Genomic DNA, 16,055 nt, shown 5'->3' with positions numbered 1-16,055 from the left:
ATGTTGCTTTCGCCGCGCTACGGGACGGGTTCTCTTTCCGATGTCGTGCCCTCGGTTCTCTCCTACTTGGGTGTCACCTCGGAGATCGACCGACTCGGGTTGAACCTCCACGATGTACAGCGGGTGTGTGTGCTGATGATCGATGGACTCGGAAGCGAACAGCTCGCGGCACACCCCGAGCACGCTCCGTTCCTTACAGCCCACACAGCAGCACCTATCTCCTCAGGCTTCCCCAGCACGACCGCTACGAGTCTGAGTTCGCTAGGGACTGGGCTGCCACCCGGCGAACACGGGGTCGTCGGATATACCGTCGCCATCCCAGGCCACAAGAGACTCATGAACAGTCTGCAGTGGAAACTGCAGGGCGCTGGCTCCGACGACCTACCCCTCGAGTTGATTCCCGAACGGTTTCAGTCGATACCGACGGCATTCGAGCGCGCTCGCGATTCGGGCGTCGGCGTCGTGCACATAGGTCCGTCGATGCAGAACGGATCGGGCCTGACTCGTGCGTCGCTACGCGGCGCCGAATTCCGCGCGACGGTTTCGTTGGCCGACCTCGCTGCCGAGACCACGATGGCGCTCGAGCCCGCCGGCCCGACGCTCGTGTACGCCTATCACGGAGACCTAGACCTCGTCGGGCATGTTCGAGGTCCCGATTCGCTCGCGTGGCGACTGCACCTTCGCCACGTCGATCTCGTGGCCGAGTCCATCGCAGCACGACTTCCCGACGATGGCGCACTTGTCGTGGTCGCAGATCATGGAATGGTCCAGATCGAACGCCGCTTCGACTACGACTCCATCCCTGAGTTTCGAGATGGAGTTCGCTTGCTCGGCGGCGAACCACGAATGCGCTATCTCTATGTCCGCGAAGGCAGCGTCGACGATGTCGAGGCGACCTGGAAAAAGATGCTGAACGGGCGCTTCGTGATCGTGCGAAAAGACGATGCGATCGAACGGGGATGGTTCGGACCGACGGTCACCTCCGGCGCCTACGACCGAATCGGAGACCTTTTGGCCCTCGCTGAAGACTCCTCCGCGGTGATCAGAAGCCAAGCCGAGTCGACTGCGTCGGCTTTGAACGGGCACCACGGCTCGCTGACCTCCGCCGAACTGCTCGTCCCGGCCACTGTTTTTCGACCGCATTTGTGACGACGTCCCGACTTGTCGGTGCCTCGCGCTAACTTTGCCTTCGATCGCGTGTTCGAATCTGCACTGAAACGGGGAAGCAATGGCGATGTTCGAGGGAACGAGTCTGGACGACGAGACAGACCGCGACTGGAGGGTGTTCGTCGCCCAGCTAGCGGACCATCTGGCGTCGGACATCTCAGGAGTGGGGACGTCCATCTCCCCCGACTTCCAACCGGAAAAATCTGTCGAGCGTGCAATGGCCATCACCTCGACCGGCCACGGAACCTTTGTCTGCGTGGCGTCCGGGCTACAGTCACCCCCATCGCCATGGAAGCAAACCGGTGACACTCACTCGCTCGAAGAGGCCCAGGCATGGGTAGACAGATTCGCAGCAACCATCGTCACCGAGATCCGTCAGACCTGGAATGTGCCACACCCGTCGTTTCTGGCCTGTCCGATCAAGTGGTCCCACCGGGACGCGCGAGACTGTGTCGACACATCGCGCCGTACCGCTCACTCGACCGAATCGCAACTCGCTGGTCTCGTCGAGGCCGCGGTACGCGCTGTGCCGGACGTCGACGTGCACGCCTCCGGCGACGGCAGCTACTGCATCACCATGGGATCCGTTGAGGCCTACCTCTACGTCGCCAGCTCCGACGAAGTGAGAATCCACGCTCCGATCGTCGAACGAATTGCCGGCCGAACGCGCGCTGCCGAAGTAGTCGCGGATCTCAACCGACGGTATCCGCGCCTGAAGTTTCTACTTGTAGAGGATCGCGTCCATGCCGCATTGAGCATCGACGCCAATCCGTTCTTCGCGCAACACGCAGTCAATGCCATTTCCAGATTGGCCGCATTCGTCACAGGCGTCGACGACGCGTTTGCCGAGAACCTCGGAGGGGTCGTCGCAGCCGCGCGCCTGGCCCACACCGACGAAGCCGACACCACGGAGGCGATCACGGAAGTAACCGACGACGATGACGTGCCAGGACAGTTGATGACGTTGTTGGAGATCGACGCCCAATCCGGTGGCGCCGTCGACGCCGAAGACGTCGTTGCGGTGTGCGGAGCCGACCGCGCCAAGATCACCAGCTACGTGACGTTCTGTGCGGAACAAGCCCAGTCGTGGCGGGATTATGCACAGGAAGCACTTCAGCGGGACGAGCCTCACACTGCGGCCGAGTGCGAAGCCGAGGCCGTCCCATGGGATCGAATTGTCCGTGCGCTACGGCAGGCCTTGCGCACCGATGGATTGGTCGACAACGCCTGACTCACTGTCCCGGAAGACGGCTGCCGCCCCCGACCGAATTCGGCCAGGGGCGGGCGGACGCGGAGGGTGTGTGCCCATGTCGACCGGCTCGTCGAATCAAACTATGGCGACAGCATCGATTTCGACAAGCATCTCCTCACGCGGAAGTCCGGTGAACACAGTTGTGCGACTGGGCAACACTTCGCCCTTCGTGTGTTTGTTCACGAACTCTCCGTACGCATCGTTCATGACGGAGAAGTCTTCTCGCTTGGTGAGATAGACGCGTAGCATCACGACGTCGTCGAACGTGGCACCGCTGGCCTCTACGATCGCACGAACATTCTCCAGCGTCCGAGTGGTCTGCGCCGCAACGTCACCCGGGTACAGGTACTCACTCGTCACCGGATCGACCGGGCCTTGGCCCGATACCTGAACAAACGGTCCCTTGCGCACACCCTGCGAAAATGTGTGGGCGGGCGCGGGTGCCCCATCGGTGCGCACTGCAATCTTGTCGCTCATTCTTTTCCTTGTCTACGAGGTTCCTGCGGGCTTGAACTAGGTGTCACTTCCGGGCCTCCAACCGAGGTCAGCTGAAATAGCTTCCGCAACGTCGACGATCTCGGGTAGCGTTCCAAGTACCTGTGCGTGATCGAGAAGCATGTCCGGTACCGACATCGACACAGCGGCTACGGTTTCGCCCGTTCCGTTGCGGATCGGCACTCCCACGCAGTTCACGAACGACTCGTGTTCCTCGTGGTCCTCGGCGAAACCCTGTTCGGCTACGAGTTGCAACTCGGCGAGGTAGCGCTCGGGCGTATCGATCGTTCGGTCGGTGAAGCGCGAGTACTCGATCCGCTCCGCGATCTCGATCTGCTCCGCGCGTGGTCTCGCCGACACCAACACCTTGCCGACAGCTGTGCAGTGCAGTGGGGCAGGCTTGCCGATCCGCGAATACATACGGACGCTCTGCTTGGCGTCGAACTTGTCGATATACACGGCTTCGCCGGATTCGAACGTAGCGAGGTGGATCGTCTGACCGGTGGACATGTTGAGCGCCGCCAGGTGTGGTCTGGCCACAGTCCTGATGTCTCGCTGCTCGAGCGCTCGGTTCGCGAGTTCGAAGAATCGAGAGCCGAGGACGTACTTGTGCTCGGCATCGTGCTGCACGAACCGGTCGGCCTCCATGGTTCGCAACAGACGAAGAACCGTCGTCTTATGAACGTCCAGGGCGTTCGCGAGTTGATCGAGCGACCGCGTCTCCTCGCCGAGCATACCGAGGATGACGAGGGCCCGGGACAGGCTTTGACTCATGCCGTCACCAAATCTGCGAAGTGCACGGCATTCCACTCGGTATCGGAGAGATTGAGTGCTGTATCGAGTATCGACGAACTGAGTATTTCGGCTACATCACCATGCGCGGTAAGCGCACTTGCCGCGCACAGATGCCCGAGCCGCACGCGCTTCACCGGCGAGAGGTCCTGGAGCAATCCGGCAAGATAGCCGCCGGCAAAGGCATCACCTGCGCCGATCTTCTCCACGACGTCGAGCTTCAGGGCTGGGACATCGACGCGGGAGGAGCCGTCGAAGGCCGTCACAACGTGGGCGTCGTTCTTCACCACCAAATAATGCGGTTCGGCGAATTCAGCGCGAAGGGCAGCCGGGTCGGCGAGCGCGAAGACGTCGTTGGCTTCGTCGGCTCCCATCAGCACGACATTGCACCCGCGCACGTGCTCGGCAAGGATTTGCGGTGCTTCTGCAATCCTGTTGCCCCACAGCGAAGGGCGGAAGTTCAGGTCGAAGCTGACGAGAGACTCCGAGTCCAGCAAAGCTCGCGTCATCGTCTCTGCAGACGGCGAGAGTGCAACCGTGATTCCCGAAAAGTGAACGATCTCAGAGGCGTCGACCAATCCAGAGGGCAGATCACCGACCGACAAAGCGCTGGCCGCCGACCCAGCGCGAAAGTACGTCATCTTGCTCTCACCACGCGGCAAGTCTCGCCCGACTCCTGTCCCACCGCCGCGTTCCTTGACATACATGCCGGTCGGTCGCGCAGGGTCGACAGTCACTGCGGAGACATCGACCCCAGCCTCATCGAGCTGCGCAAGCAAGTAGCGGCCAAAGCCATCGTCACCGACCCGTGATATCCACGACGTGGATACTCCGAGCTGCGCGAGTACGCGAGCAACATTGGCCTCGGCTCCGCCAGCCGACCGGGAGAACGACTCGGAATCCTCGAGCGCACCGGGCTCTGCGACCAGCACTACGAGCCCCTCTCCTACGCATACCGCGCGAGGCGATGAGTACAAGAGATCTCCTTCGAATGCTTGCGGGCGTGGCCTGTTGGATGCACACTACTAACCATAGACATTTTACGCAACGATCGTTGCAAAATACGCAACGCAATCGACTTGGAGGCCTTCGCCTTGATCGACTCTCACACCATCGGTGCTCTCCGGACGCTCACGATCGGTCCCGAACACAAGTCGCTACCGCCACAGGCGTGGGGTCGGTCGATCGAAGACTTCGTTGCCGACAGTCCGCCCATGGGGCTGTTCCAGACGCCGCTGTTGACTCTGGACAGCAGCCGGATCGACCACAACATTTCCGTGATGGCCACCTGGGCAACCGAAGCAGGGGTCAAGCTTGCTCCTCACGGGAAGACCACGATGGCCCCCGCACTGTGGAAGCGTCAGCTCAATTCCGGTTCGTGGGCAATCACATTGGCGACAATCTGGCAAGTGCAGCTCGCGCGCAGCTTCGGCGTCGAACGCATCATGCTGGCGAACGCGCTGGTCGACCCAGTTGGACTGCAGTGGCTGGCAATCGAACTCGCGGATCACCCCGAGTTCGAATTCTACTGTTGGGCAGACGGTCCGGGCACGATCGAAGCGATGAACAAGGCCCTCGACGACGCCGGTGCGACCAGAAAGGTCAACGTCATCGTCGAACTCGGTGGCGAACACGGCCGAACCGGTGCGCGGACCACCGTCGCCGCTCGGGCGGTCGCCGACGCGATCACCGCCTCGTCGCACCTCGCACTGGCCGGCGTCGGTGGCTACGAAGGCGCGCTCAGTCACGACCGCTCGGAGCCGGGCCTGACTGCAGTTGCCGGCTACCTCGACAGCGTCGCAGACTTTCACCGCGAGCTCGATTCCGCAGGTCTTTACGGTGACCACGCCGTCGTCACAGCCGGCGGAAGCGCCTACCAAGACCTCGTCGTCGACCGTCTGGCCAGTCTCGCCGACGAGGACGGAAGCCGCGGTGTCGCAACATCGGTCGTGCTGCGATCCGGGGCGTACATCATCCACGACGACGGTTTTTATTCACAGATTTCGCCGATGATTCCGAGCCGATCGGAGCACCCGCTCGAAGCAGCAATGCACGGATGGGCACGCGTAGTGTCCCGGCCGGAATCGGGACTTGCGCTTCTCGACGCCGGAAAACGCGATCTCCCCTACGACGAGGGCCTACCGATTCCACAGTCGGTCGAGGGCGAGATCACCGCCCTCAACGACCAACACTCGTTCCTGCGATTCCCACCCAGCGACTCCACCGCGCCGATAGGAACCGTTGTTCGCCTTGGTCTCTCGCATCCGTGCACCGCTTTCGACAAGTGGCGTCTCATCCCCGTGATCGACGACGCCGGCTCCGAAGATCCCCGCGTCGTGGACTTGATCCACACCTTCTTCTAGGACGAGAACATGACTATCTTGATTCGCGGCGCCGACGTCGTCGACGGAACCGGATCCCCGCGGCTACGTCGCGACGTGCTGGTGGACGGCGACCGGATCGCAGCTGTCACCGAACCAGGCGTCCTCGACGGTGCCGACCGGATCATCGACGCCGAGCCCGGCCACGTTCTCTCCCCCGGTTTCATCGACATGCACGCGCACTCCGATCTTCGTCTACTCACCGACCCCGGCCACTTTCCCAAGATCAGTCAGGGCGTGACGACCGAAGTCATTGGACAGGACGGCATCGCGTACGCCCCCATCGACGACGCCACCCTCGACATCGTTCGTCGCCAGATCGCAGGTTGGAACGGTAACCCCTCCGACCTGGACTTTTCGTGGCGCTCCGTCGCCGAGTATCTGACGCGTCTGGATCAAGGGATCACCCCCAACGCTGCCTACCTGGTGCCGCAGGGCACGCTGCGGTACTTGGCCGTCGGCGGCGATCAGCGACCTGCGACGCCGCGCGAGATCTCGCACATGCAGGAGTTACTGGCACAAGGTCTGAGCGAGGGCGCCGTCGGGATGTCCAGCGGCCTGACGTACACGCCGGGAATGTATGCCGACACCAGCGAGTTGCGCGCGCTGTGCGAGGTGGTCGCCGATTTCGGCGGCTTCTACGCGCCACACACGCGCTCGTACGGCGCCGGCGCACTCGAGGCATATCAAGAGATGTTGGACCTCGCTCGAGATACGGGATGCGCGTTGCACCTGACGCACGCGACGATGAACTTCGGCGTGAACCGAGGCCGCGCAGGCGAGTTCCTCGACAAGGTCGACGCAGCGATCGCCGACGGTTGTGACGTCACGCTGGATACGTACCCCTACTTGCCCGGCGCGACCACCTTGTCCGCACTCCTGCCGAGTTGGGCGATGTCGGGCGGACCCGATCAGGCCCTCGCACGGATGGAAGATCCCGCCATGCGGGCTCGTATCACCGCGGACGTCGATGTGAACGGGTCCGACGGCTGCCACGGCGTGACGGTGGAGTGGGAGACGATTCAGCTCAGTGGCGTCGCGAACTCGGAATTGGACCGTTACGTCGGCCGGACCATGGTCGACATCTCGGCCGAGCGCGGTCAGTCGCCGGTCGACACCTTCTTCGACATTCTTCGACGCGATCAGCTCGCAACCACGATTCTGCAGCACGTCGGCCACGAGGAGAACGTGCGGGCCATCATGGCGCATCCGCATCACATGGGTGGAAGCGACGCGATCCTGGTCGGCGAACGGCCACACCCACGCGCATGGGGCACGTTCCCTCGCTACCTCGGCCACTACGTCCGAGACGAGAAGCTGCTCGGGCTCGAAGACTGCATCAATCATCTGACAGGTCGACCTGCGCAGCGTCTCGGCCTGAAGGACAGAGGGACGATCGCCGAAGGCAATGCAGCCGACCTCGTCCTGTTCGACCCCGACACCATCAGGGACACAGCCACATTCGAGGTGCCGAAACAACAGGCACTCGGCATCGGTCATGTCTTCGTAAACGGCGCCCTCGCCATCGACGAGGGTGCGCCCACCGGCAACCTCGCCGGCCATTCGTTGAGGGCCAAGCGATGAACGCACTGCAGACCATTCTCGTCGACCGTGCGCTGGCCGTCGTTCGAGCCCCGTCGATTTCCGATCCAGCCGCGCTCGCCGACGCCTTGACCCGCGGCGGCATCAGAGCCGTCGAGCTGACGTTCACGACTCCGGGAGTCCTCGAACTCCTGCGCAACGCTGCCGACGCAGGGGCCGTCATCGGGGCGGGCACGGTGTTGACTGCCGAACAGGCGCGTGCCGCCATCGATTCGGGTGCACAATTCCTGGTCACTCCGGGACTTCGACCCAGCGTTGCCGACATCGCTGCTGCCCGTGGGATTCCCGTGATGATGGGCGCACTCACTCCCACCGAGGTCATGGACGCAATGGATCTCGGAGCAGCTGCGGTGAAGATCTTCCCCGCACGGGCTTTCGGTCCTGCCCACTTCACAGACCTGTTGGGACCGCTGCCCGACGCGAAGCTCGTTCCCTCCGGAGGAGTCAACGCGTCCAACGCCGCCGACTTCCTCGCGCACGGCGCCGTCGCCGTCACTGCAGGCACCGACGTCGTGTCCCCCGCCTCCGTAGCGGCAAGCGACTGGGACGACATCACCTCACGCGCACAAGTTTTCGTCGAATCCATGGGCCCAGTGCCCGCATCGAAAGGTAACCCATGACTACCGCTGTCGACTGGCTCAGGACATCCACCCCTGGCCTTCTCGTGCTGTGTGGTTTCGCCATCGCAGTACTTCTGGTCGTCATCATCAAGATCAAGCTCGAACCGTTCATTGCGCTTCTGATCGTCGGACTCGGCCTCGCATTGGCAGCAGGTCTGCCGGTGTCGGAAATCGTCGGCACCGCGATCAAGAGCAACGAATCCCTCCTCGAAGTGGGCTTCGGCGGTATCCTCGGCCACATCGCCGTGATCATCGGACTCGGCACCGTTCTCGGTGCCATCCTCGAACGATCCGGTGGTGCACAGGCTTTGACATCCAAGTTGCTCGGCGTCTTCGGCGACCGCGGTGCACCGATCGCCATGGGTTTGCTCGGGTTGATCTTCGGCATCCCGGTGTTCTTCGACATCGGCATCTTCGTACTCGCACCGCTGGTCTACGTAGCCGCCCGGCAGGGCGGAAAGTCGCTCGTGTTGTACGCGCTGCCGATGCTTGCCGGCCTGTCCATGACACACGCATTCCTTCCGCCGCACCCAGGCCCCGTTGCGCTCGGCGGGCTCCTCGAGGTCAACCTCGGCTGGCTGATTCTCATGGGATTCGTCTGCGGGATACCCGGTTTCATCGCAGCGGGTCTCGTGTGGGGTAACTGGATCGGAAAGCGCGTCATCGTCGACGTGCCGGACGATTTCATCAACGAAGCAGACGACGAGGAACCTACCGGTGGCACCGCCATCGCAACCAAGCGGGCAGTCGTCACCACTCCCCCGTCGGTCGGGCTCATCGGCGCCATCATCGCGGTTCCGCTCGTGTTGATTCTCGGCGCGACATTCGGCAGCATCCTGCTGGAGCCCGGCAACCTTCTCGAGGTGCTGACGTTCCTCGGCACCCCGGCCGTCGCGTTGCTCATCGCCGTCCTGATCGCGTTCTACGTTCTCGGCATCAGGCGTGGGTCGACGGTGCAGCAGCTGAGCACATTGACCGGTGAATCTCTACGCCCGGTCGGGATGCTGCTACTCGTCGTCGGTGCAGGCGCGTTCTTCGGAAAGGTCATCTCGGCAACGGGTATCGGCTCCGCCCTCGCCGACGCCATGGCCGCAGCGGGTCTGCCGATCATCGTGCTCGCCTACGTCATCAGCTGCGCCCTCCGCATCGCGCAGGGTTCGGCCACGGTCGCAATCGTCACCACCGGCGGGATCGTCGGACCGCTCGTCGCCGCTCAGGACTACTCGCCGATGGCGATTGCACTCATCGCGATGTCCATCGCCGCTGGCTCGATCATCTTGAGCCACGTCAACGACGGTGGCTTCTGGATCATCGCAAAGTTCTTCAACATGACCGTCAAGCAGACACTGCAGACCTGGACAGTGCTCGAAACCATCCTGTCGGTGGTCAGCTTCGCAGTGGCGGCCGTGCTGTTCGCAATCGTCTCCTAGTCGCTCGGGTCGCTACCGGATTGTCGCTCAGCTGTGGCCGAGCTGGTCACCGACGAAATGTGTGTTGTCTGCGGATAGCTCGCGGTGACCGGCTCGTGCTACCAGAGCGTCGATCCTCCCGTCGAGGCTGTGGGCCTTCTCCATGACGTCGAGCGTCCTGAGATCCCCCTCGGCGCGGGTAACCAATTCCGCAACTCGAACGACTGCGGCCACCCGCTCGATGAGCTGCGTCCACACCGTGTCGAGGGCCGCCCGGCGGCTGGCGACCTGAGCGCGGGTGGCGTCGTCGAACATCATCGCGGCGACGCCGTCGAGCTCGTCGTCGATCTCGCGCAGAGAGTTCACGTCCACCGCGACCTGGGTCAGTTCGTCCGTCAGGTCGAGTTGAGTGCGTTGGACGAGAAAGTGCTCGGATCGCCAGGCCGGTGAGGCGTGCACCTGATCGAACGACGATCCGGCAAGAAAGAGCATCGTCTCGTACCGGTCGGTGAACGTCTCATCCTGACGGTCGGCGAATCCTGCCATCACGGTGGCCGCCCGATCTCCGATTTCCTCGAACAGAGTGTTCTTCGCGATGTCCGACACACGCCCGGCGGCAGAATTGAGTAACGACAGCCCGGTGCGTTCGATGGCGGTCCCGAATTCCTGTTTCGGCACGGGTGTGTGCAACAGCGCATCGAACAGCGCGTCGCGCTGGTCGAGATCGAGGTGGAGGCCGTCGCGTCGATCTCGCCGGACCGCGCGCACCCCGGTCGCGTAGTGGCTGGTCGACATCACCATCGTCGTACGCAGATGATCCAGACGCTTGCCGAGCTCCGCGGCCCGCAGCCGATAGACGAGCGCAGACCCGGGCTTGTTCTTCGTGTCCTTGGCGAGCCATCGCCGCCGCTCGTCCTCGAGCACACGAAGTGCACTGAAACCACCGACGGACGGCAACGTCTTCCCTGCTCGACGCCGTAGCGCCAAGGCTGTTCTCGTCGGTTCGTCGAGTCTGCCCGCTGCGACGGCAATCGCAGCGGCGTCGGACAGCAACGGCCGACGACCGTCCAGCCGGGCGCGCTCACACCAACGGCGGACACGTTGTTCGACGCGTTCGCGGTCGGTACCGATCTCCAGGTGTTCTGACATGTTCAGCTCCTCGGCCGTGTCTGCGCTCCACTCTCCCAGAATTAGCTGCCGAGTGACGCGGTCGACTTGCCTGCCGTTATATCGTTACCTCAGGCAAGTACGAGTCGGGTCCGGCTCCGAATACCTGACATGGCTCGAACACACACTGAACCGTGTGCATTGCCTCCCGGCAGTTCGGTCCAGACGCTCGCTCGCGATTGTTGGCAGCATCACAGCACCAAATGGTTGGCCCAGCGCTCAACACTGGGCATGTTGGTAAAGGCCACGAAACATCGTTGACACATAGAGCGACCGTGTAACAGTTCTGAGAGGCAAAACGAATCACTCCTCAGGACGCGAACAAAAGGAGACGATGTGACTTTGCAGATCGATTCGCTCGCCATCAGCGCCGACGAAGCACCAACACACGACGTACAGCTCGACCAGCTCCACGAGCAGGTCGCCACACTCGATGCCGATATCCTCGGCGCTATCGAGCTCCGCACCCAGCTGGTGCGCCGACTTGCTGCTGCCACCAGCGACGCAGCAGTCACGGCAGAATCAACCTCATTCGATGAACTGGGTGCCGACGGCTCGACGTTCTCGAGAATGCTCGCCCGTATCGCCTCGGCTACCCGCTAGAGAGTTACGTCCCCCTCCTTCATGTGCGCGAGGCCCCGACCAGAGCATCTGGTCGGGGCCTCGTCGTGTCGCCAAGCGGAACGACGGGAAATCCCTCCGATTCGCGATGAGATTCGGTTCGGGGCGCGGTCAATATGTTCGAACCCACCAGAGGGTTCGCCTCGACTGCTCGTCCCACAGATGGAGAAAATCATGCCGAGAATGCTGTTCGCCAACATGCCCGTCAAAGACGTCACTGCAACCCGTACGTTCTTCGCCGAGCTGGGCTTCGAGTTCAACGACGTGTTCAGCGACGAAAACTGTGTGTCGATGGTCATCAGCGAGCAGGCGACCGTCATGTTCTTGTCCGAGTCACGGTTCAAGGACTTCATCTCCGACAGCATCACCGACACGACGCAGTCCCGCGAGGTGCTGATGTGCGTCAGTGCCGACAGTCGGGACGAGGTCGACTCACTCGTCGACTCGGCCATCGCAGCAGGAGGATCGCCGTGGATGGAGCCCCAGGATCATGGATTCATGTACGGCCGGGCATTCCGCGATCTCGACCGCCATGTTTGGGAAGTGATGTGGATGGACCAGTCCGCAGTAGCACCGGACACCGCAGTAGCACCGGACACCGCGGAGTGATCAGGCCGGGCTCACCGTCGACCTAGAGGTCGATCGGGTTCGGCAGCGACGACCGAACCCGAGGCGCTCACAATCGATCCGGTAGACCGAACCTCTCGAAGAGTCGTAGATCGAAGAAGCAGGCCACGTGGGCGACGCCGGCTTTTCGGACGTCGACGACGTGCAACTGGAACGCTTCGTGCACGCCCTCCTCGTTTCGCATGTACAGCCCGTACGCCGGTTGACCGTTCGCCGAAGTGGCGACCATGCGCATGTCACCCGCCTTCGTGGCCGGGCAATTGCCGCGAATAAGTGTGCCGATTGTTTCCGCTCCCTGGTACCAACCCTCGAACGGCGGCATCTCCCATACGGCGTCCTCGGTGAAGAGCTGCACCAATTGTTCGATGTCGTATCTCTCGAAGCTATCGACGTACTTGGCGAGCAGCTCGCGCGTTTCGGCTGCTGCAGGCTCGACGACGTCGTCCTCGGATGGTGTGATCTCGTCGAGTTGTGCGCGGGCTCGCTGCAAGAGGCTGTTGACCGCCGTCGTGGTCGTAGCCAGCGCTTCGGCAACTTCCGACGCTTTCCACTGCAGAACTTCCCGCATCAACAGCGCGGCGCGTTGCCTCGCCGAGAGGTGCTGAAGTGCAGCGACGAAAGCAAGACGAATCGACTCTCTCCCGACGACGATCGCGGCCGGATCATCCGCGTCGGCGAGCTCCGTGTCGGCGATCGGCTCCAGCCACGCAATTTCGTGCCTCGTCACCAAGTCGTCGGTGGGATCCGAACTCGGGGCGCCGAGTCCAGTGGGCATAGGGCGCTTGGCCTTGCCTTCGAGGGCGGTCAGGCACGTGTTGGTCGCAATTCGGTACAGCCAGGTCCGCATCGACGACCGGCCTTCGAACTTGCTGTACCCACGCCATGCACGAATGTAGGTTTCCTGGACCAAGTCCTCTGCGTCGTGGATCGATCCCGTCATGCGGTAGCAATGCGCGAGCAGCTCCCTTCTGTAGGGATCGAACTGCGCTACGAATGCGTCGCCCTCTGCGACCGTGGCCGTCATGCTTCAAGAGACTAATCCCACATACCGACCGATGTGCGACGGTTGGGCCACCGACGGATCGGTGCCCGCAAACACTGCCGCCAGGTTGACGTTGATCGTCGTCGCACTGCGCTAGCCTTCCGCTACGTATCCACCGTCCGTCTTCGATCGGAGACTCCAGTCATGACAGCCTCGACCAGCATCGACGAACTCGTCGACGAGGCATACACGGAGCGGCGGCGCGCTTGGCAGGCAGCGCTGGTCACTGCCCAGAACTTCCTGGAGACCATCGCCGACGAGATCCTCGACAACGTCGATCGAGACCGACTCAACGCCCAGTCGGCGCGGATCAAGGACCCGATCCGAGCCGCAGACAAACTCCGACGCAAGATCGCCGAAGGACGCATCGCCGAGCCGACGACCGTCGACGAAGTAGTCGATGCTCTCGGCGATCTGATCGGCATCAAAGTCCTGTGCAAAAGCCCGCGGGATCTCCACGCATTCGTGGATGCACTGGAGCGTGCCTGCCGTGACCCCGAATGCTCGGTTCGGTTCGCCAAGGACCCGATGGACTACGTCGCGTTTCCCAAACCGAGCGGTTATCGCGCCTATCACGCCGTTCTGCTGGTCCGCGTCGCCACTCACCAGGGCGACCTCGACGTCAAGGTGGAGGTACAGGTCAAGACCAGGCTTCAGGATGCCTGGGGTGAGCTGACGCACGAGGACATGTACAAACCCGGCGAAGCGCTCAAGCCGACGAAAGCACACGACGACTACGCGCGGCAGATGGCCGACCTGCTCCTCCAGGTCGACCGTATGGCCGACGATCTGGCTGCTCAGCTCGATTCACAGACAGCTGTGTCGAAGGACGGGGTCGCGCAACCGAGTCCGGTGCCGAAGGACTCGGAGATCATCTCTGCCCGTGTGACACGAACAGGCCCACGCTACGCACTGGCAGTAGGTCCCGATGGCCGACGTGGGCTGATCCCTGCTCGGTCGGTAAAGGCAGTCATCGGGGCGAAGGATCGCATCGCCGTCGACGACTTCCTCGAGGTAGGGGATGTCGTTCAGGTGGTCGTCGAGGACACCGAAGATGCCCTGTACTACCACCTGTCCTCGCAACCGCGATCGAAGCGGTCACGCAAGAGACGCACGTAAACCGAGTGCGGTGTACTCAGGACATCTCTCGTCGCGACGTCTGCTGCGTCGGCACCCGGCCGTCGAAGTAGCGAAGCAGAGACTCGTCCTGCGCATCCGGATACCACCCTGGTGCAATGCGCACCTTCGCTCGACGTGCCGGCTGACGACGGGCACTGCCGATCAGCATCACCACGAACCCCGCCACCACAGTGGACGACGCGAGCGCGAGTATCCCGATGACAACGACTTGAAAGAGATCCATGCTCTGAAGTTCCCGCCCCTGCGAACCACTCGACTGAACGAACTCGGTTGGTCGGTCCCCCCGGACCGAGCCTGTGTCTTCCACGATCCTGACACACTTACTCTCATCGAGAGTAGTCCCGCACTGCCCCACGAGCTGATTCTTCTCGCTCGGTTCGGCGGTTTATACTCTGCGGTCATAGTGCTGGGTGCCACCAGCTACGACGGCTACTGCAAAGCGGGTACAGACATCGAAGCACGACTGGAACCAGCCAAGCCCGCGAAAGCAGCATCCAAGCGCTCACCGTGGAACCGGAAGAATCCGTACCGAGCGACGGTCCTGGCCAATCGGGTGCTGTCGGGCCCCGAGTCGTCCAAGGAAGTGCGTCACTACGCATTTTCGCTCGGCGACAGCGGGCTTGCCTACGAAGCCGGTGACGGACTAGGCGTCCGGCCGGTCAACAACCCCGAACTCGTCGACGCTCTGATCGGCAGACTCCGGGTCGCGCCGGATACGACGGTGACCATCAAGGGCTCAGAGCAACGGCTCGACGAGTTGCTGACCCATTCCTACGAGATCGGTCTACCGTCGATGGACCTCATCGAGGCCTTCGCGGAGCGCTCTGACGACGACGAACTCCAACACATTCTCGCGACCGGCAACCGCGAATCTCTCGACGCCTGGATCTGGGGCAAGGATGTCCTCGATGTCCTGGCGCTCGACGAGAAGACGGCGCTCGAACCGGCCGAGCTACTCGAACTCCTACGCCCGTTGCAACACCGCGTGTACTCGATCTCCTCCTCACCACTAGCGCACCAGGGCTCCGTACATCTCACGGTCTCGAGCGTGCGGTATCGGTCCGCCGAACGCGACCGTGGCGGCGTGTGCTCGACGTTCTTGGCGGATCGGATCACCGAGGGAGAGTCGGTCGGGGTGTTCCTGTCTGCCAACAAGTCGTTCCGGCTGCCGTCCGACGACGATGTCCCGGTGATCATGGTCGGACCCGGCACCGGTATCGCACCGTTTCGGGCATTTCTTCACGAACGGCAGGCCCGCTCGGCGACAGGCCGAAACTGGCTGTTCTTCGGCGATCGCCGCCGGGCCGACGACTACATCTACGGGGACGAACTGAGCGAGATGTCCCGTGCTGGCGTACTCACCCGCCTCGACCTTGCGTTCTCTCGCGACCAGTCCGACAAGGTGTATGTCCAGCATCGGATGACCGAGAACGGCAAGGAGCTGTACGCCTGGCTCGAAGAGGGCGCGCACTTTTACGTGTGCGGTGACGCGACCCGCATGGCCAAGGATGTAGACGCCACACTGCACGAGGTGGTTGCAGAACACGGCGGTCTCGGCCCCGACCAAGCCGAGGACTATGTGGCCGAGCTGAAGAGCTCCAAGCGCTACCTGCGCGACGTGTACTGATCTCGGCGCGTTCTCTGCCGAGCAATACGCCCTCGCCTCACGGACTTTGTCGGACCCAGCCGCTATCTTTCTGTTCGGCGGATAGATCCAACGGTGTGGTCGACAAGAGGAGC

General features: G+C 62.6%; 16 protein-coding genes. 10 read left to right on the top strand and 6 right to left on the bottom strand.

Annotated features, from left to right (window positions below):
- Together WDS16_RS04225 and WDS16_RS04220 are read left to right on the top strand one after the other, a co-directional pair.
- Nucleotides 1-1,149: a nucleotide pyrophosphatase/phosphodiesterase family protein gene (locus WDS16_RS04225; RefSeq protein WP_338890746.1), complete on the top strand. Its 1,149-nt coding sequence runs from the start codon at nt 1-3 to the stop codon at nt 1,147-1,149.
- Between the two features lie 79 nt (nt 1,150-1,228).
- On the top strand, nt 1,229-2,398 hold the full coding sequence (locus tag WDS16_RS04220; RefSeq protein ID WP_338890744.1) for a T3SS (YopN, CesT) and YbjN peptide-binding chaperone 1: 1,170 nt from the start codon (nt 1,229-1,231) through the stop codon (nt 2,396-2,398).
- A 96-nt stretch (nt 2,399-2,494) separates the two neighbouring features.
- On the opposite strand, the gene WDS16_RS04215 is transcribed toward WDS16_RS04220, so the two are convergent.
- From WDS16_RS04215 to WDS16_RS04205, 3 genes are read right to left on the bottom strand one after another with little or no spacing between them, the layout of a single operon-like run.
- Nucleotides 2,495-2,896: a RidA family protein gene (locus WDS16_RS04215; RefSeq protein ID WP_338890742.1), complete on the bottom strand. Its 402-nt coding sequence runs from the start codon at nt 2,894-2,896 to the stop codon at nt 2,495-2,497.
- Nucleotides 2,897-2,932: 36 nt separating this feature from the next.
- Nucleotides 2,933-3,688, bottom strand: a complete 756-nt coding sequence (locus WDS16_RS04210) for an IclR family transcriptional regulator (RefSeq protein WP_338890740.1) — start codon at nt 3,686-3,688, stop codon at nt 2,933-2,935.
- Nucleotides 3,685-4,683, bottom strand: a complete 999-nt coding sequence (locus WDS16_RS04205) for a sugar kinase (protein WP_338890738.1) — start codon at nt 4,681-4,683, stop codon at nt 3,685-3,687. The genes WDS16_RS04210 and WDS16_RS04205 overlap by 4 nt, the downstream gene beginning before the upstream one ends.
- Before the next feature lie 102 nt (nt 4,684-4,785).
- Between WDS16_RS04205 and WDS16_RS04200 the strand changes: the two genes are divergently transcribed.
- The 4 genes from WDS16_RS04200 to WDS16_RS04185 are packed head-to-tail and all read left to right on the top strand — an operon-like array spanning nt 4,786 to nt 9,739.
- A complete protein-coding gene (locus WDS16_RS04200) occupies nt 4,786-6,069 on the top strand; it encodes an amino acid deaminase (RefSeq protein ID WP_338890736.1) in 1,284 nt (427 codons plus the stop codon).
- 9 nt (nt 6,070-6,078) lie between these two features.
- Nucleotides 6,079-7,671 (top strand): D-aminoacylase, encoded by a 1,593-nt coding sequence (locus WDS16_RS04195; protein ID WP_338890735.1) that lies wholly within the window; start codon nt 6,079-6,081, stop codon nt 7,669-7,671.
- Nucleotides 7,668-8,309 carry a bifunctional 4-hydroxy-2-oxoglutarate aldolase/2-dehydro-3-deoxy-phosphogluconate aldolase gene (locus WDS16_RS04190; protein WP_338890734.1) on the top strand — a complete coding sequence of 214 codons (642 nt, stop codon included), beginning with the start codon at nt 7,668-7,670 and terminating at the stop codon, nt 8,307-8,309. The genes WDS16_RS04195 and WDS16_RS04190 overlap by 4 nt, the downstream gene beginning before the upstream one ends.
- A complete protein-coding gene (locus WDS16_RS04185; protein WP_338890733.1) occupies nt 8,306-9,739 on the top strand; it encodes a gluconate:H+ symporter in 1,434 nt (477 codons plus the stop codon). Before WDS16_RS04190 ends, WDS16_RS04185 begins: the two co-directional genes overlap by 4 nt.
- 27 nt (nt 9,740-9,766) lie before the next feature.
- Here the strand turns inward: WDS16_RS04185 and WDS16_RS04180 are convergent, their stop codons facing one another.
- A complete protein-coding gene (locus WDS16_RS04180; RefSeq protein ID WP_338890732.1) occupies nt 9,767-10,867 on the bottom strand; it encodes a hypothetical protein in 1,101 nt (366 codons plus the stop codon).
- Nucleotides 10,868-11,221: 354 nt separating this feature from the next.
- Between WDS16_RS04180 and WDS16_RS04175 the strand changes: the two genes are divergently transcribed.
- Both WDS16_RS04175 and WDS16_RS04170 read left to right on the top strand, forming a co-directional pair.
- Nucleotides 11,222-11,488 carry a hypothetical protein gene (locus tag WDS16_RS04175; RefSeq protein ID WP_338890731.1) on the top strand — a complete coding sequence of 89 codons (267 nt, stop codon included), beginning with the start codon at nt 11,222-11,224 and terminating at the stop codon, nt 11,486-11,488.
- Nucleotides 11,489-11,680: 192 nt separating this feature from the next.
- On the top strand, nt 11,681-12,115 hold the full coding sequence (locus tag WDS16_RS04170) for a VOC family protein (protein WP_338890729.1): 435 nt from the start codon (nt 11,681-11,683) through the stop codon (nt 12,113-12,115).
- Nucleotides 12,116-12,182: 67 nt separating this feature from the next.
- Here WDS16_RS04170 and WDS16_RS04165 read toward each other — a convergent pair whose 3' ends face one another.
- Complete coding sequence (locus WDS16_RS04165) at nt 12,183-13,157, bottom strand: sigma-70 family RNA polymerase sigma factor (protein WP_338890727.1); 975 nt, start codon at nt 13,155-13,157, stop codon at nt 12,183-12,185.
- Between the two features lie 162 nt (nt 13,158-13,319).
- Here WDS16_RS04165 and WDS16_RS04160 point away from each other — a divergent pair, with 162 nt between their 5' ends.
- Nucleotides 13,320-14,294: a RelA/SpoT domain-containing protein gene (locus tag WDS16_RS04160; protein WP_338890725.1), complete on the top strand. Its 975-nt coding sequence runs from the start codon at nt 13,320-13,322 to the stop codon at nt 14,292-14,294.
- A 16-nt stretch (nt 14,295-14,310) separates the two neighbouring features.
- Here the strand turns inward: WDS16_RS04160 and WDS16_RS04155 are convergent, their stop codons facing one another.
- Nucleotides 14,311-14,538, bottom strand: a complete 228-nt coding sequence (locus WDS16_RS04155; RefSeq protein WP_338890723.1) for a DUF2510 domain-containing protein — start codon at nt 14,536-14,538, stop codon at nt 14,311-14,313.
- Between the two features lie 3 nt (nt 14,539-14,541).
- On the opposite strand from WDS16_RS04155, the gene WDS16_RS04150 reads away from it, so the two are divergent.
- A complete protein-coding gene (locus WDS16_RS04150; protein WP_422395811.1) occupies nt 14,542-15,942 on the top strand; it encodes a sulfite reductase subunit alpha in 1,401 nt (466 codons plus the stop codon).
- Nucleotides 15,943-16,055: the final 113 nt, after the last annotated feature.

Source organism: Rhodococcus sovatensis (genome assembly GCF_037327425.1).
GTDB classification, from domain to species: domain Bacteria; phylum Actinomycetota; class Actinomycetes; order Mycobacteriales; family Mycobacteriaceae; genus Rhodococcoides; species Rhodococcoides sovatense.
Note: the sequence above shows the minus strand (reverse complement) of the source record. Positions and strands in the feature narration are given on the sequence as shown.

Bases quoted from the DNA above. Each gene is read 5' to 3' on its own strand.
- WDS16_RS04155 (WP_338890723.1), bottom strand. From the start codon at position 14,538: ATGGATCTCTTTCAAGTCGTTGTCATCGGGATACTCGCGCTCGCGTCG.
- WDS16_RS04190 (WP_338890734.1), top strand. From the start codon at position 7,668: ATGAACGCACTGCAGACCATTCTCGTCGACCGTGCGCTGGCCGTCGTT.
- WDS16_RS04220 (WP_338890744.1), top strand. From the start codon at position 1,229: ATGGCGATGTTCGAGGGAACGAGTCTGGACGACGAGACAGACCGCGAC.
- WDS16_RS04180 (WP_338890732.1), bottom strand. From the start codon at position 10,867: ATGTCAGAACACCTGGAGATCGGTACCGACCGCGAACGCGTCGAACAA.
- WDS16_RS04185 (WP_338890733.1), top strand. From the start codon at position 8,306: ATGACTACCGCTGTCGACTGGCTCAGGACATCCACCCCTGGCCTTCTC.
- WDS16_RS04195 (WP_338890735.1), top strand. From the start codon at position 6,079: ATGACTATCTTGATTCGCGGCGCCGACGTCGTCGACGGAACCGGATCC.
- WDS16_RS04170 (WP_338890729.1), top strand. From the start codon at position 11,681: ATGCCGAGAATGCTGTTCGCCAACATGCCCGTCAAAGACGTCACTGCA.
- WDS16_RS04215 (WP_338890742.1), bottom strand. From the start codon at position 2,896: ATGAGCGACAAGATTGCAGTGCGCACCGATGGGGCACCCGCGCCCGCC.
- WDS16_RS04225 (WP_338890746.1), top strand. From the start codon at position 1: ATGTTGCTTTCGCCGCGCTACGGGACGGGTTCTCTTTCCGATGTCGTG.
- WDS16_RS04210 (WP_338890740.1), bottom strand. From the start codon at position 3,688: ATGAGTCAAAGCCTGTCCCGGGCCCTCGTCATCCTCGGTATGCTCGGC.
- WDS16_RS04165 (WP_338890727.1), bottom strand. From the start codon at position 13,157: ATGACGGCCACGGTCGCAGAGGGCGACGCATTCGTAGCGCAGTTCGAT.
- WDS16_RS04160 (WP_338890725.1), top strand. From the start codon at position 13,320: ATGACAGCCTCGACCAGCATCGACGAACTCGTCGACGAGGCATACACG.